The organism is Mucilaginibacter terrae (assembly GCF_042679325.1).
Lineage (GTDB): Bacteria > Bacteroidota > Bacteroidia > Sphingobacteriales > Sphingobacteriaceae > Mucilaginibacter > Mucilaginibacter terrae.
Genome location: NZ_JBHTMJ010000017.1, coordinates 43875 through 58179, shown reverse-complemented (window position 1 = coordinate 58179; position 14305 = coordinate 43875). Strand labels below are relative to the sequence as shown.

Here is a 14305-nt window from a genome sequence, read left to right as displayed (position 1 = left end):
CAACAGAGAAATCTGTGTAATCCAGGAAATAATGAGTGAGAAATTAAAAATAGGGATCAGTATAGGCGATGTTAATGGCATCGGTCTCGAAATAATTATTAAAACATTGGCCGATGCCCGCATTTATGATTATTGTACCCCTATTGTTTACGGCCATACTAAGGTTGCATCTTTTCACCGCCGTAGCGTACAGGTACATGATCTGAATTTTAACGTGATCGATAGCCCGGCTAACGCGCATCATAAAAAAGCCAACATGATCAACTGTTGGGAAGAGGATGTGAAAATAGACCTCGGCGTATCAAACGAAACCGGTGGTAAGTATGCTTTAATATCTTTGCAACGCGCCACCGACGACCTGCTTGCCGGCTATATAGACGCGCTGGTAACCGCGCCTATCAATAAAGACAATATTCAAAGCGAAACCTTCAACTTTCCGGGCCATACCGAATATTTGCAGCAGCGTGACGGGGCAGGAGAGGTACTGATGTTTTTGGTGAGCGAAACCCTTAAAGTTGGTGTTGTAACTGGTCATATCCCGGTAGCGCAAATCTCCCAGGCATTATCGGTTGAAAAAATATTGGCTAAGTTAAAGCTGATGAACACCAGCCTGAAGAAAGATTTTTGGATCCGTAAACCTAAGATTGCCGTACTGGGCTTAAATCCACACGCGGGCGATAATGGCTTAATTGGCAACGAAGAAAAGGACATAATTATTCCGGCTATAGAAGAGGCACGCGCCAATGATATACTGGCTTTAGGGCCGTACCCGGCCGATGGTTTTTTTGCCAACGGCAGCTATATGCAGTTTGATGCCGTGCTGGCCATGTACCACGATCAGGGCTTGATTCCGTTTAAACAAATCTCTTTTGAATCGGGGGTTAACTACACGGCAGGTTTGAGCTTTGTGCGCACCTCGCCCGATCATGGTACCGCTTATGATATTGCCGGTAAAAATAAAGCATCCGAAGTGTCGTTTCGCGAGGCGATTTTTGAAGCTATACACATTGTTAAACACCGCCGCGAAACAGCTTTGCTTAACGAAAACCCGCTACAATTTAGCAAGCTAAGCCGCGACAGGGATTAATATCATCATACATCTGTTACAAACAGATGGCAATGTTTCAATATTACAGCCGTTAATATGAGGTAACAGTTGTAAATTAAGTTCGTCTACCACATAATGAATAACCAATACACTCGGGTGCGGTCAATCGACGCTTTCCGTGCGGTTACCATGTTCCTCATGATCTTTGTAAACGATCTGGAAGGGGTACCCAATGTGCCGCTGTGGCTTAAACATGCCGGCGAAAATACTGATGGCTTAGGTTTGGCCGATGTAATATTCCCCGGCTTTTTATTTATTGTAGGCCTGTCCATTCCATTCGCTTTTCAAAACCGGCAAATCAAAGGCAGCCATGTGCCTTACCGAATTATTACCCGTTCGCTGGCACTCATTCTCATTGGCTTTTTTCATGCCAATATGGAAACCTATGACGATGCCAACACGCTGTTGCCCAAACCTGTGTGGGAAAGTCTGCTTACGTTCAGTTTCTTCTTTATTTTTTTAGATTATAAAGGCACATCCAACTTAAAGCGAAACCTGTTGCGGGGCTTTGGACTGGTGCTGTTAATAGGCATGTCTTTTTTGTACAAAAGCAACGACCCTAATCATTCTGCCTGGCTGCACTTTAGCTGGTGGGGCATATTAGGGCTAATTGGCTGGTCGTACATGATGTGCGCGCTCATTTACCATTACGCTAAAGGTGTATTATGGATACAAGCCGCAGTATGGATCGTTTTTATGCTCATTAATCTCGATTTCCATTTTGGCTGGCTCGATTTTATAATGCAGTGGAAAAGTTATATATGGTTGGCCGGCAACGGTGCCATGCAGGCCTTTACTATGGCCGGTATTGTGGTATCGGTAATGTATATGCGTTTAATGCAAAATAAGGAGATGAACCTGCTGTGGCCCGGTATTATTTTGCTGGCCGTAATTTTGGCTAACCTCGGCTTTATAGTGCGTTATGTGAGCGGTGGTATTTCTAAGGCGCACGATACGCCGTCGTGGGTGTTGATCTGTACATCTATAAGCCTGGTTGCTTATATGGTGTTTTTGTTTATAGTAGATGTTAAAGATAAATATCAGTGGTTTAGCTTTATAAAACCGGCAGGCACCAACACGTTTACCTGTTATTTAATTCCCTTTATATTTTATCCTATTTACGGCATGCTGGATGTAGGCTACCCCGAATATTTGAGCGAAGGCACCGGCGGCTTAATTAAATGCCTGGTATTTTCCTTTGTCATGATTCAGGTAGCAGGGTTGCTTGAAAAGATTAATGTGAGGTTGAAGATATAGTTACTTTATTGGTGTGATAATAACACTTCAAACACAACAAAAATGGTTATAACAAAGGTGTTATCCAAATTTCAAAAAACGTTTTCTCATTACATAAATTTTATCTACATTTGCGGGCTAATTATCGCTCATTGAAATCGTTAAAAACATATTCTATACCCTATACCGGCCTCAAGTTAGGTCGGCATGATTTTGAGTATGTGATAGGCAGCGAATTTTTTAAAGAGTTTGATTATTCGCTGGTGAAAAAAGGTGACCTGCAATGCAACATTGTGTTGGATAAGCAGGAAACCATGATCATCCTCAATTTTCACATTTACGGAAAGGTGGAATTAACTTGTGATCGTTGTTTGTCTGAATACATGCAGCCGCTTGATATTCACGAACAGCAGATCTTTAAGTTTAGTGAAGAAGAGATTGGTGGAGATGACGAGATAATTACCCTGAGCAAGAACGATACAGAGATTAGTATTGCCAGGTTAGTTTACGAATACATAAATGTTGCTGTACCTTTTGTTGCGTCGTGCAATAACGAAGGTAACAACCGTGATTGTGATAAAGATATGCTTGATCGTTTAAATAAACTATCGGGCGGTGATGAACAAGAAAAAAGTGCCGACCCACGCTGGGACGCGCTTAAAAAATTAAAATGATATTATATTAAGTTATGGCACATCCAAAACGTAAAATTTCCAAATCGAGAAGAGATAAACGCAGAACGCATTATAAAGCTGTAGCGCCTACTTTAACCACCTGTGCTACTACAGGCGCTGTGCATTTACCACACCGCGCTTACTCTGTTGATGGTAACCTTTACTATAACGGTAAGGTACTTATTGAAAAAGCAGCCACAGTTTAAGCCATATTTTCGGCAATGAAGATAGGCTTAGATATTATGGGTGGCGATTATGCTCCGAAAGCCGCTGTTTTAGGAGCTATCGAGGCTTATAAAGTGCTGCCCGGCGGGCAAAAGCTGGTACTGATAGGCAACAAAGATGTAGCTGCAAGTATTCTTCAGGAAAACGATTTCAACCCCGATCATTTTGAGTTTATACACACAACCGAAGTGATAGGAATGGGCGAGCACCCCACTAAAGCTATTGCACAAAAGCCCGAATCGAGCATAGCTGTAGGTTATAAGCAGCTGAAAGAAGGTCACATTCAGGCTTTTACATCGGCAGGTAATACCGGTGCTATGCTGGTGGGTGCCATGTTTAGTGTAAAAACTATACCCGGTGTATTGCGCCCGGCTTTAACAGCTATTGTACCCAAACTTAAAGGCGGTTTGGGTATTTTGTTAGATGTAGGAGCAAATGCCGATTGTAAGCCCGACATGCTATTGCAATTTGGTTTACTTGGGAGTATGTTTGCGCAAGCCGTTTACGGTATAAGCAACCCCAAGGTGGCGCTCATGAACATTGGTGAAGAAGAAGAAAAGGGTAACATGCTTAGCCTGGCGGCCTATCCGCTCATGAAAGATTCATCGCAATATAATTTTGTGGGTAATGTAGAGGGGAGAGACCTGTTTGGTGATGCCGCAGATGTTTTTGTGTGCGATGGTTTTACCGGTAATGTAATTGTAAAAATGGCCGAATCGTACTACGTAATAACGCGAAAGAAAGGCTTTAACGATGAGTTTTTCAACCGCTTTAACTACGAGCAATACGGCGGCAGTACTATATTGGGTATAAACGCCCCGGTAGTAGTAGGGCATGGTATCTCCAGCCCCGAAGCTATTAAAAACATGGTACTTTTATCGCGCAACATGGCAGAGAGTAACCTGGTTGAAAAAATTAAACAGGCTTTCGTTTAAATTATATATATGCATAAAATACAGGCTGCAATTACCGCTGTAAATGGCTATGCACCCGACTATGTGCTCACTAACCACGAACTGGAAGTGCTTGTTGACACTAACGACGAGTGGATAACCAGCCGTACAGGTATTAAAGAGCGCCGTATTTTAAAAGGCGAAGGTTTAGCCACATCCGACCTGGCCGTACCGGCAGTTGAAGGCCTGCTTAAAAAGCGTGGCATCAGTGCCGGAGAAATTGACCTGATCATTTTTTGTACCACCACACCCGATATGATCTTCCCGGCAACGGCCAACATTCTGGCCGATAAAATTGGCGCAATAAATGCCTGGGGATACGATTTGCAGGCTGCCTGCTCGGGTTTTGTGTTTGGTTTAGCTACCGGCGCCGCATTTATAGAAAGTGGCAGGCACACTAAAGTATTAGTGGTGGGCGGCGATAAAATGTCATCAATTGTAAATTACCATGACCGTGCTACCTGTATTATATTTGGTGATGGTTGTGGATGCGCCCTGCTGGAACCTAATACCGAAGGTTACGGTATCATTGATTCTGTGCTGAAAAGCGATGGTTCTGGTCGTGAGTTTTTACACATGAAAGCCGGTGGTTCCTTAAAGCCTGCATCGCACGAAACCGTAACTAACCGGGAGCATTATGCTTACCAGGAAGGTAAAACCGTGTTTAAGTTTGCTGTAACCAATATGGCCGATGTGGCTGCCGAAATTATGGAGCGCAACAGCCTAACACCCGATGATATTGCCTGGCTGGTACCGCACCAGGCCAATAAGCGCATTATTGATGCCACTGCCAGCCGTATGGGCATTAGTGAGGATAAAGTGGTTATTAATATTGAGCGTTACGGTAACACTACTAACGGAACCATACCACTTTGCCTGTGGGAATGGGAAAGCAAATTTAAAAAAGGGGATAACATTGTACTGGCCGCTTTTGGCGGAGGTTTTACATGGGGTTCGCTGTATTTAAAATGGGCTTACTAATTATTGGCAACAATTTTTATTTAATTTGTTATAACTTAGGTTTTTAAACTATTATCCAAAACCAATTGCACCTAATATGGATATTAAACAAATACAAGATCTGATCCGCTTCGTGTCAAAATCAGGCGTAAACGAGGTATCTATCGAGCAGACCGATTTTAAGATTACGATAAAGACTAATCAGGCTCCAACAATAGTTAACGCTACTATACCGGCCGCTGCACCAGGTATTCAGCAGCCCGCAACGCCTGTAGCCCATGCGCATACACCGGCGCAAACTGAAGGCCCGGCCGCTGCCGACGTATCAAAGTACGTAACTATTAAATCGCCTATGATAGGTACTTTTTATCGTTCAGCATCTCCCGATAAGCCAAACTTTGTAAATGTAGGCGACGAAATTCAAGCGGGCAGCGTACTTTGCATTATAGAGGCCATGAAACTTTTTAATGAGATCGAATCTGAAGTATCGGGCCGTATCGTTAAAGTACTGGTTGATAACTCATCGCCGGTTGAGTACGACCAGCCCTTGTTTTTAGTTGAACCAATGTAGTTTTGTAGTTATTAGGTAATTAGTTATTGGGTTGTTAAGTACGCTATTACGCTTACTGCAAGCAGCCGGTAACTCAATAACATAATAACTCAATAACCAAACCCAACATGTTTAAAAAAATATTAATAGCTAACCGTGGCGAAATTGCCCTGCGCATTATCCGTACTTGTAAGGAAATGGGCATAAAAACGGTAGCCGTATATTCAACGGCCGATCGTGATAGTCTGCACGTGCGTTTTGCCGACGAGGCCGTATGTATAGGCCCTCCCGCCAGCCGCGATTCTTACTTAAATATTCCCAACATCATATCGGCGGCGGAGTTAACCAATGCCGATGCCATACATCCCGGTTATGGTTTCCTGTCTGAAAATGCCAAGTTTTCAGCCATTTGTGCCGAGTACGGTATCAAATTTATAGGAGCCACTGCCGATCAGATTAATAGTATGGGCGATAAAGCATCGGCCAAGGAAACCATGAAAAAAGCAGGTGTACCTACTATTCCGGGTTCGGATGGTTTGCTGACCGATGTTAAACAAGGCATACAGGTAGCCAATAAAGTAGGTTACCCCGTTATATTAAAAGCAACTGCCGGTGGTGGTGGCCGTGGTATGCGCGTGGTATGGAACGATTTGGAGTTTGAACCGGCTTGGGATTCGGCCCGTGCCGAATCAGGAGCAGCCTTTGGTAACGATGGCTTGTACCTCGAAAAATATGTAGAAGATCCACGTCATATCGAAATACAGGTAGTGGGCGATCAGTATGGTAAGGTTTGCCATTTATCTGAAAGGGACTGCTCTATTCAGCGCCGTCACCAAAAACTGGTTGAAGAATCGCCTTCACCTTTCATGACTGAAAAACTGCGTAAAAAAATGGGTGACGCTGCCATTAAAGGAGCCAAAGCCGTTAGATATGAAGGTGCAGGGACCATTGAATTTTTGGTAGATAAGCATCGCAACTTCTACTTTATGGAAATGAACACCCGTATACAGGTAGAGCATCCGGTTACCGAAGAGGTGATTAATGTAGATTTAATTAAAGAACAAATTAAGGTTGCGGCAGGTACACCCATATCGGGTAAAAACTACGAGCCTACTATGCATGCCATAGAGTGCCGTATTAACGCCGAAGACCCGCTTAATAATTTTCGCCCTTCACCGGGTAAAATCACCAATTTTCATTCACCGGGTGGGCATGGTGTACGTGTTGATACCCATGTGTATAGTGGCTATGTAATTCCGCCCAACTACGATTCGATGATAGCCAAACTTATTTGCGTGGCTCAAACCCGCGAAGAGGCATTAAACACGATGGAGCGAGCCTTGAGCGAATTTGTAATAGAGGGAATTAAAACTACCATACCGTTCCATTTGCAATTAATGCGCGACCCGAACTTCAGAGCTGGTAATTTTACCACCAAGTTTATGGAAAGCTTTGTAATTGCAGAATAAATTTCATGAAATAAAAATTAAACTATAATACCATTCGTATATGATACAGAATGGTATTTTTGTTTTCAATACATGAGCGATAATAAAATAATAAAAGCAATAAAGGATAAAAGTAAAGATCTTGAAGTGGAGATGTCGTTTTTTGACCACATCGAAATTCTCCGATGGCATTTAATAAGGTCTTGTATAGCTATATTAGTTTTTGTATGCCTTGCATTTTATTATTACGATTTCGTTTTCGATAAGGTGATTATGGGGCCTATGCGGGGCGATTTCTGGACCTATCGTATGCTCTGTAAACTGGGTGATTACCTGAATAAACCTGGTTTTTGTATCACTTCCATACCAGGCAAGATCATTAATACCGAAATGGGCGGGCAGTTCACGCTGCAAATTAACTCCTGTTTAATTGTGGGGATTGTTTTTGGATTTCCTTACCTGCTTTGGGAAATATGGCGTTTTATTAAACCAGCCCTGCATGATAAGGAACGTAAGGCAGCTTCGGGCTTCGTTTTTTACGCTTCGTTCTTATTTATACTCGGCATACTTTTTGGGTATTTCGTTATAGCCCCCGAGTCTATAAGCTTTTTAGCAGGCTATAAAGTAAGTGCAATAATAGAGAACAACTTTACCATCGATTCCTACTTATCATCGGTAGCCACACTTACGCTGGCATCAGGAATAGTTTTTCAACTGCCTATACTGGTATATATTCTTTCAACCTTGGGCATATTAACGCCTCAGTTCATGCGTTCGGGCAGGCGTTATGCAATTGTAGCCATACTGGTAATTGCTGCAATTATAACCCCAACGCCCGATATGATGACCATGGGTATTGTGAGTTTGCCTTTATTTGTTTTGTATGAAGTTGGCATTGTAGTAGCCGGATCGGTTGAAAAGCGTAAGCTGAAAAAGCATAACGAGGTAATGAAAGCAGAATGATAAGGTGAAAAAGGTTGATAGTAAAAGGTTAAAAGTTGCCTCATTAACAATGAACAATTAGCCATGAACCATTAACCATCATCAACACAAAATGAATACAGCACTTAAAATAGCCATAGGCTCGGACCATGCCGGGTTTGCCTATAAACAAGCCCTTTTACATTGGCTACCACAAGTTAATGTTACAGATTTCGGTACACATGATACTACCTCTACCGATTACCCCGATTTTGCACACCCGGTTGCCAATGCAGTAGAAAGCGGCGAGTTTGATTTTGGAATTTTAGTTTGTGGTAGCGCCAACGGCGTAGCTATTACTGCTAACAAACACCAGGGCATACGTGCAGCTATTTGCTGGTTACCTGAACTGGCCGCTTTAGCTCGTAAGCACAACAACGCCAATATTGTATGTATCCCCGAGCGTTTTATTTCTTTAAATGATGCCAAAGCCATTGTTGAACAATTTTTAACAACCGAATTTGAAGGTGGGCGCCACGCTACACGGGTTGGTAAAATGTCTTGCTAATAAATAGTTAAAGTCACATATTTGTTGCTTAGCAGGTAGGTAAGTTTTTACTTATATTGCACATTGCTAATTATTGCTAAGCAAACAAATGAAAAAAACCTTTTTATGTAGTGTAGCCTTTATGGCCGCACTTGGGGCATGTGCCCAACAAAATGCTACGGCTGTTAAATACGCCAAGTATATAACTGTTGAAAATGCTAAAAAGCATTTAACTATTATTGCCGCCGATGATATGGAAGGCCGCGAAACCGGTAAACCCGGTGCCGAAAAAGCCGCTAACTATTTGGCTGGCGAATACAAAAAGCTGGGCTTGCTGCCTGCAAACAAAGGTTCGTATTTTTTAGATGTTCCTTTAACCAGTACTGTTTTCACCTTAAAATCTTTATCGGTGAATGGCACCGCACTTACCTACGGAAAAGACTTTGGCGCAGCCAGTGCTTCAGGCACGCAAATGGTAAAAGCATCGGAAGTGGTTTTTGTGGGTTATGGCTCCGAAGCGGAATTAAAAGACGTTGACCTTACCGGTAAAGTAGCCATACTTATTGGCGAACCTAAAGCTGGCGGTACTACTAATCCACGCGAAGCACGCCGGGCCATGATGGCTGTAGTAAGTGCCATTCGTCAAAAAAATCCTGCCCTATTGGTATCAGTGGGCCGCGTTAGACCGGGTGCTGCCAGCAGTGAGAATATTGCCCTGAAGCCCGCCACGCCACGCCCTGTAGTAAACCGTGGTTTAAGTGTTACTATTACGCCCGAATTAGCCGATCAACTGCTAAAAACCAGCGGTAAAACTTACAGCCAGTTAAAAGAAGCTGCCGCACAAACCGCAACTGCTGTTACTGCTAAAGTTGATGTAGCTGCTGATTATGAAACTATTATTAAAGACGCTAAAGCGGTAGATGTTGTTGCTATGATACCAGGATCGGATGCTAAGTTGAAAGATGAAGTGTTGGTGTTTTCGGCACACTATGATCATATTGGTATGGAGCCTGCAGGTACTGCCGGCGATCGTATTAACAACGGTGCCGATGATGATGGATCTGGTACTACCGGGATATTGGAAATTGCTACTGCTTTTATGAAAGCTAAAAAGGATGGTAAAGGTCCGCGCCGTACTATCTTGTTTTTAGGTAATGTTGGCGAAGAAAAAGGTTTATTAGGTTCGGAATACTATTCTGAACATCCGGTATTTCCTTTAGAAAAAACCGTTGCCGATTTAAATATCGATATGATTGGCCGTCGCGACCCATCGCATGATAAAACGCCTGATTATTGCTACCTGATAGGTTCGGATAAATTGAGTACTACGCTACACAAGATCAGCGAAAGCGCTAACAGCACTTATACCAACCTGGTGGTTGATTACAAGTACAATGATCCTAATGATCCTGAGCAAATTTACTATCGTTCTGATCATTACAACTTTGCCAAACACGGTGTGCCAATTGTGTTTTACTTTGACGGTGTTCACGTCGATTATCACAAGGTAAGTGATGAGGTGGATAAAATTGATTTTCCGCTGATGGTTAAACGTACCCAACTGGTATTTTACACCGGCTGGGAATTAGCCAACCGCGATGAACGCCCGGTAGTTGACGTTAAAAATAACATGCCTACCACAAGATAGGTAATTAGTGAATGAGCGAATTGTGAATGAGTGAGTAGGAGGGCTTAGATCTCTAATATTTCACTCATTTGCTCAAAGAGGCAACTTATGAAAACCATAAGTTGCCTCTTTGGTTTATAAACTACTCACTAATTCACCAAATCACTCACACACTCATTATATTTGCCTTTATGGTAAACACGGCCGATAAATTTTTGGCAGATTCGGGAGAGAAGGCATTTGATCAGGATCATCGTCGCATCATTAACTTTAACATGGGCAGGTATCATACCTCCGTAGCCCTTGGTACGGCACGTTTGGCTAATTTAGAAACGGCCAAGCGTAAAGCACACGTAATTAAATGGCGGGTTATGGAAAACCTGGACAAGTACTTGCCCGAGTTTGAAGCCAACTTTCAGCGGCGTGGTGGTAAGGTGATATGGGCAAATGACGTAGCCGAAGCCCAGCAGGAGATCCTGAACATTATGCAGAGGTCGGGTGCCAAAAAGGTGGTTAAAAGCAAAACCATGGCTACCGAAGAAATTCACCTGAACGAATTTTTGCAGGAGCATAACATCGAATCGCTGGAAACCGACCTGGGCGAATACATTGTACAATTGTTAGGGCAAAAGCCTTACCATATTGTTACCCCGGCCATGCACCTTTCTAAAGAAGATATTGCCAAACTTTTTCACGAGAAATTTGGTACGCCTATAGACTCTACACCAGAACAACTCACCGCTAAAGCCCGTGAGCTGCTGCGCGATAAATATTTACAAGCCGATGTAGGCATTACCGGTGCCAACTTCCTGATTGCCGATAGTGGCAGCATTGCCCTGAGCGAGAATGAGGGCAATACCCGGTTGAGTACAACCTTTCCTAAAATACATATTGCCGTGGTGGGTATCGAAAAGGTGATCCCTTCTATGGCCGACCTTGACCTGTTTTGGCCTTTGCTCTCTACCCACGGCACCGGGCAAAATCTGACAGTTTATAATACCATATTAACGGGCCCTCGCCAGCCCGATGAAAGCGACGGCCCCGAAGAAATGTACGTAATACTGCTAGATAATGGCCGTACCGATCTGCTGGCTCAAAAAGATCAGCGGCAGGGTTTATACTGCATTCGTTGCGGGGCGTGCTTAAATGCCTGCCCGGTTTATCAAAATGTGGGAGGCCATACTTACAACACTACGTATAGTGGCCCAATAGGTTCGGTAATTACCCCACACATGAAAGGCATGGAGGAGTTTAAGCATTTAAGCTATGCATCCACCCTGTGCGGCAGGTGTACCGAAGTTTGTCCGGTTAAAATAGATATTCACAAAATGCTGTTACTTAACCGTAGAGATGCAGTAAAAGAGAGCATAGTAAGTACGCCCGAAAAGTGGGGCTGGGCTATATGGAAAAAAGCTATGCTTAGCCGTACGATAACCGACTTTTTTGGTGGAAATATGAAGAATTTTATACTTCGTTCATTATTTAAAAAATCGTGGGGGCATTACCGGGAAATGCCCGATGTGGCTGAAAAATCATTTGCCCAACGTTGGGCCGAAGAGCATAACCCCAAAGAAAAAGACTAAATGAGAAAAGTTGTTTTAAACCTGGCTGTTAGCCTCGACGGATTTATTGAAGGGCCTAACGGTGAGTATGATTGGTGCCTTACCGATCAGGACTATGGCATGACAGAGTTCTTTACCAACGTCGACACGATTTTTATTGGCCGCAGAAGTTATGAAATGATAGCAGGTGCCGAAGACGAATACTTCCCTACAATCAAAAAGATCTATGTTTTTTCGGACACTTTAGCGCCGGTTGAAAATCATAAGGTTGAAATAATTAACAGTGTTGAATTTGACAGTAAGGTAAACACCATATTGAATGCAAATGGTGCCAATATATGGCTTTTTGGTGGTGCTGGTTTAACCGCAACTATGTTTGCTAAACGACTGGTGAGCGGTATGCTTTTATCGGTACACCCAGTAATATTGGGTGGTGGCAAACCATTGTTCCGGGACATACAGAATAAGGTGGAATTGTTGCTGGAAGACACCAAACCCTACGATACCGGTTTAGTGCAGCTTAAATATGTGTTAAAACCCATTTTCGAGAATATAAACGTGTTAGATACGCAGGCTGTAGATAACATTTAAACATTAATTAGTAACTTGTTATTATGATGACCCTCGAAGAAATTTATGAGTTAGACCCAACACAACGAATTATTGACGAAGGTGCTGATTGGGTTGCTAAAGAAATGTTGAAAGCTGGCCTTCCAATTTATTACCGTAGTGAAGATTATCCTGAAACTCTAAAAGGTAGTTTGTTTATTAAAGAATATCCAAATGGGGCTAAGTTGCTGATTCGTAAAATTCTGACCGAAGACTTGAGTTATTGGAAGAGCAGCTACACGTATTAAATCCAGATTTTAAATCAAATAAGAATTGGTGGAAAGACTAAGCCACATCTTCTACCAACTCCACCTCAGCCACAGGGCTAAATAAGTAGATCCGTTTTGTGCTGACTTCAATGCACCTAAACCGCTTTCGCAGTTGTTCTTCTTTACGGAATACGCGGCCATCCTTCAGTTTGAATACCGCTTTAACAGGCAGCTTTTCTACCGTGGTAGCTGTGGCATGTACAGCGTCATATTTCCTTAACGACCGGTATAAATTCAAGTCCGAGCAACTGGATGCGCCGGGGTTATTCAAATAAGCGGTAATAGCCGATGTAATATCGGGCGGGAAGACATGCTTCTCAAAAAATGGCTGCATCATTTTTTTAAAGTTGCTCTTCCATTCGGCACCATGAGGTTTAATCAGGTGCTTGTGCTGATTCCAGGTATGTAAATGGGCAAACTCATGGACGGTGGTCACCAAAAAAGCGTAAGGATTTAAATTGTGGTTCACCGAAATACGATGCCCCTTACCACCAAACGGCGGACGATAATCGCCAAACTTGCTGTTGCGGCTGCGCGAAATTTTAAATTCGCATTTAAAATAGTCTATCCAGCGGCCAACCAGCGGCGCGGCACCTTCTGGTAAATACTTCTCTAAAACTTTGATCTTGTCCAATTTTGGAAACTCCTGATCAAATATAGTTTTTTTAGCATTATCAACAATTGAGTGCATAAGTTTTGATTAATGTAAACAAATGTCTACCTTAATATCTTTCTGTTAGTAAATGGAAACTTACTTATATTTGTTAGCTATGCGTAGTATCTACACTTCTAAGATTAAGCCACGGGCCCAAAATGTTACATCTGTAAGGGAGCGTAAAATAATTGCTTCGGCAACTGTACCACAAAATTATCATACCCAGGCTAAGGTTAGTTTATATGAGAAAAAAATTCAGACTGGAAAAGCAATGCTGGACAGTGTGAGAAGGCAAATGCTTAAGCTTGAAAAGGTATTGGCCGAATTTAAGGATCAGCGAAAAGAAAATATAAAAGATCTGCCAGTTGTAACGATGGAAGTATATGGTGTTAATTTAACCATAGATCCATCTTTACCGTCATTGGCTACTGATCCTTTTATTGTTGAAAAAACAGACCGTGCTAAATTAAAATTTTCTAATAAAGCTTAATATTATCTTCTTTGCAACAAAAAGCCATAATAGGTCTTTCCCAATACAAAATCTTCAAAGCTATAATGATCTTCTCTATCGTCATTATCACCATAGATATAATAGTTTTGATCAATTAAGTGATAATTAGCGGATATAGCCCTATTATAAATTTTAGTTAATTGTGGCATGTAGCCAGTAAAGTAAATTTTACGAGAAGGATAAAAATGTGTGTAGACATCAATGGTTTTAGCCACTGTTGATAGTACTTTGTTAATGTCTCCATTGTTAGTCCTATCATTCCCGGCAATTGAATAGTCTTCATTTAAAGTGCCAAATCCTAAATTGTAGATGTTATTGTCTATATCGATAGGAGTATATTCTACTGCCTTCTTAATTTGCCCCCTTCTGCCATCACTAATAAAAACAAAAGTCTGTAGATCTTCAGATGCTTGAAGATTTTTATAGGTTGGCCTATTCATATAAACAAAT

General features: G+C 42.3%; 17 protein-coding genes. 15 read left to right on the top strand and 2 right to left on the bottom strand.

The window, feature by feature from the left end:
• The first annotated feature begins 31 nt into the window (after positions 1-31).
• The 14 genes from pdxA to ACFQ3S_RS16385 all read left to right on the top strand — a co-directional run bounded on the left by pdxA (position 32) and on the right by ACFQ3S_RS16385 (position 12668).
• Complete coding sequence (gene pdxA, locus ACFQ3S_RS16450) at positions 32-1087, top strand: 4-hydroxythreonine-4-phosphate dehydrogenase PdxA (RefSeq protein ID WP_377166454.1); 1056 nt, start codon at positions 32-34, stop codon at positions 1085-1087.
• Between the two features lie 96 nt (positions 1088-1183).
• Positions 1184-2365 carry a DUF5009 domain-containing protein gene (locus tag ACFQ3S_RS16445; protein ID WP_377166452.1) on the top strand — a complete coding sequence of 394 codons (1182 nt, stop codon included), beginning with the start codon at positions 1184-1186 and terminating at the stop codon, positions 2363-2365.
• A 131-nt stretch (positions 2366-2496) separates the two neighbouring features.
• Positions 2497-3018: a YceD family protein gene (locus ACFQ3S_RS16440; protein WP_377166450.1), complete on the top strand. Its 522-nt coding sequence runs from the start codon at positions 2497-2499 to the stop codon at positions 3016-3018.
• A gap of 14 nt (positions 3019-3032) precedes the next feature.
• Positions 3033-3224 carry a 50S ribosomal protein L32 gene (gene rpmF / locus ACFQ3S_RS16435; protein WP_377166448.1) on the top strand — a complete coding sequence of 64 codons (192 nt, stop codon included), beginning with the start codon at positions 3033-3035 and terminating at the stop codon, positions 3222-3224.
• Between the two features lie 15 nt (positions 3225-3239).
• Positions 3240-4178: a phosphate acyltransferase PlsX gene (gene plsX / locus ACFQ3S_RS16430; RefSeq protein WP_377166446.1), complete on the top strand. Its 939-nt coding sequence runs from the start codon at positions 3240-3242 to the stop codon at positions 4176-4178.
• A gap of 9 nt (positions 4179-4187) precedes the next feature.
• The gene (locus ACFQ3S_RS16425) at positions 4188-5177 is read left to right on the top strand and encodes a beta-ketoacyl-ACP synthase III (protein WP_377166444.1); all 990 of its coding nucleotides are present in this window, start codon (positions 4188-4190) and stop codon (positions 5175-5177) included.
• 76 nt (positions 5178-5253) lie between these two features.
• Entirely contained in the window at positions 5254-5727 is a 474-nt protein-coding gene (gene accB / locus ACFQ3S_RS16420; RefSeq protein WP_377166442.1) for an acetyl-CoA carboxylase biotin carboxyl carrier protein, read from the top strand.
• A gap of 107 nt (positions 5728-5834) precedes the next feature.
• Positions 5835-7175 carry an acetyl-CoA carboxylase biotin carboxylase subunit gene (gene accC, locus ACFQ3S_RS16415; RefSeq protein ID WP_377166440.1) on the top strand — a complete coding sequence of 447 codons (1341 nt, stop codon included), beginning with the start codon at positions 5835-5837 and terminating at the stop codon, positions 7173-7175.
• A 72-nt stretch (positions 7176-7247) separates the two neighbouring features.
• On the top strand, positions 7248-8117 hold the full coding sequence (gene tatC / locus ACFQ3S_RS16410; RefSeq protein ID WP_377166438.1) for a twin-arginine translocase subunit TatC: 870 nt from the start codon (positions 7248-7250) through the stop codon (positions 8115-8117).
• 91 nt (positions 8118-8208) lie between these two features.
• A complete protein-coding gene (gene rpiB, locus ACFQ3S_RS16405; RefSeq protein WP_377166436.1) occupies positions 8209-8643 on the top strand; it encodes a ribose 5-phosphate isomerase B in 435 nt (144 codons plus the stop codon).
• Positions 8644-8731: 88 nt separating this feature from the next.
• Positions 8732-10270: a M28 family peptidase gene (locus tag ACFQ3S_RS16400; RefSeq protein ID WP_377166434.1), complete on the top strand. Its 1539-nt coding sequence runs from the start codon at positions 8732-8734 to the stop codon at positions 10268-10270.
• A gap of 170 nt (positions 10271-10440) precedes the next feature.
• The gene (locus ACFQ3S_RS16395; RefSeq protein ID WP_377166432.1) at positions 10441-11832 is read left to right on the top strand and encodes a LutB/LldF family L-lactate oxidation iron-sulfur protein; all 1392 of its coding nucleotides are present in this window, start codon (positions 10441-10443) and stop codon (positions 11830-11832) included.
• Positions 11833-12402, top strand: coding sequence for a dihydrofolate reductase family protein (locus tag ACFQ3S_RS16390; RefSeq protein WP_377166430.1), 570 nt, complete (start codon positions 11833-11835; stop codon positions 12400-12402).
• Positions 12403-12425: 23 nt separating this feature from the next.
• Positions 12426-12668: a hypothetical protein gene (locus ACFQ3S_RS16385; RefSeq protein ID WP_377166428.1), complete on the top strand. Its 243-nt coding sequence runs from the start codon at positions 12426-12428 to the stop codon at positions 12666-12668.
• A gap of 37 nt (positions 12669-12705) precedes the next feature.
• On the opposite strand, the gene ACFQ3S_RS16380 is transcribed toward ACFQ3S_RS16385, so the two are convergent.
• A complete protein-coding gene (locus ACFQ3S_RS16380; protein ID WP_377166426.1) occupies positions 12706-13380 on the bottom strand; it encodes a sprT domain-containing protein in 675 nt (224 codons plus the stop codon).
• A 52-nt stretch (positions 13381-13432) separates the two neighbouring features.
• Here ACFQ3S_RS16380 and ACFQ3S_RS16375 point away from each other — a divergent pair, with 52 nt between their 5' ends.
• Positions 13433-13834 (top strand): hypothetical protein, encoded by a 402-nt coding sequence (locus tag ACFQ3S_RS16375; RefSeq protein ID WP_377166424.1) that lies wholly within the window; start codon positions 13433-13435, stop codon positions 13832-13834.
• Positions 13835-13836: 2 nt separating this feature from the next.
• On the opposite strand, the gene ACFQ3S_RS16370 is transcribed toward ACFQ3S_RS16375, so the two are convergent.
• Positions 13837-14295, bottom strand: a complete 459-nt coding sequence (locus ACFQ3S_RS16370; protein WP_377166422.1) for a DUF6934 family protein — start codon at positions 14293-14295, stop codon at positions 13837-13839.
• Positions 14296-14305: the final 10 nt, after the last annotated feature.

Bases quoted from the DNA above. Each gene is read 5' to 3' on its own strand.
- pdxA (WP_377166454.1), top strand. From the start codon at position 32: ATGAGTGAGAAATTAAAAATAGGGATCAGTATAGGCGATGTTAATGGC.
- ACFQ3S_RS16445 (WP_377166452.1), top strand. From the start codon at position 1,184: ATGAATAACCAATACACTCGGGTGCGGTCAATCGACGCTTTCCGTGCG.
- rpmF (WP_377166448.1), top strand. From the start codon at position 3,033: ATGGCACATCCAAAACGTAAAATTTCCAAATCGAGAAGAGATAAACGC.
- plsX (WP_377166446.1), top strand. From the start codon at position 3,240: ATGAAGATAGGCTTAGATATTATGGGTGGCGATTATGCTCCGAAAGCC.
- ACFQ3S_RS16425 (WP_377166444.1), top strand. From the start codon at position 4,188: ATGCATAAAATACAGGCTGCAATTACCGCTGTAAATGGCTATGCACCC.
- accB (WP_377166442.1), top strand. From the start codon at position 5,254: ATGGATATTAAACAAATACAAGATCTGATCCGCTTCGTGTCAAAATCA.
- accC (WP_377166440.1), top strand. From the start codon at position 5,835: ATGTTTAAAAAAATATTAATAGCTAACCGTGGCGAAATTGCCCTGCGC.
- tatC (WP_377166438.1), top strand. From the start codon at position 7,248: ATGAGCGATAATAAAATAATAAAAGCAATAAAGGATAAAAGTAAAGAT.
- rpiB (WP_377166436.1), top strand. From the start codon at position 8,209: ATGAATACAGCACTTAAAATAGCCATAGGCTCGGACCATGCCGGGTTT.
- ACFQ3S_RS16400 (WP_377166434.1), top strand. From the start codon at position 8,732: ATGAAAAAAACCTTTTTATGTAGTGTAGCCTTTATGGCCGCACTTGGG.
- ACFQ3S_RS16395 (WP_377166432.1), top strand. From the start codon at position 10,441: ATGGTAAACACGGCCGATAAATTTTTGGCAGATTCGGGAGAGAAGGCA.
- ACFQ3S_RS16390 (WP_377166430.1), top strand. From the start codon at position 11,833: ATGAGAAAAGTTGTTTTAAACCTGGCTGTTAGCCTCGACGGATTTATT.
- ACFQ3S_RS16385 (WP_377166428.1), top strand. From the start codon at position 12,426: ATGATGACCCTCGAAGAAATTTATGAGTTAGACCCAACACAACGAATT.
- ACFQ3S_RS16380 (WP_377166426.1), bottom strand. From the start codon at position 13,380: ATGCACTCAATTGTTGATAATGCTAAAAAAACTATATTTGATCAGGAG.
- ACFQ3S_RS16375 (WP_377166424.1), top strand. From the start codon at position 13,433: ATGGAAACTTACTTATATTTGTTAGCTATGCGTAGTATCTACACTTCT.
- ACFQ3S_RS16370 (WP_377166422.1), bottom strand. From the start codon at position 14,295: ATGAATAGGCCAACCTATAAAAATCTTCAAGCATCTGAAGATCTACAG.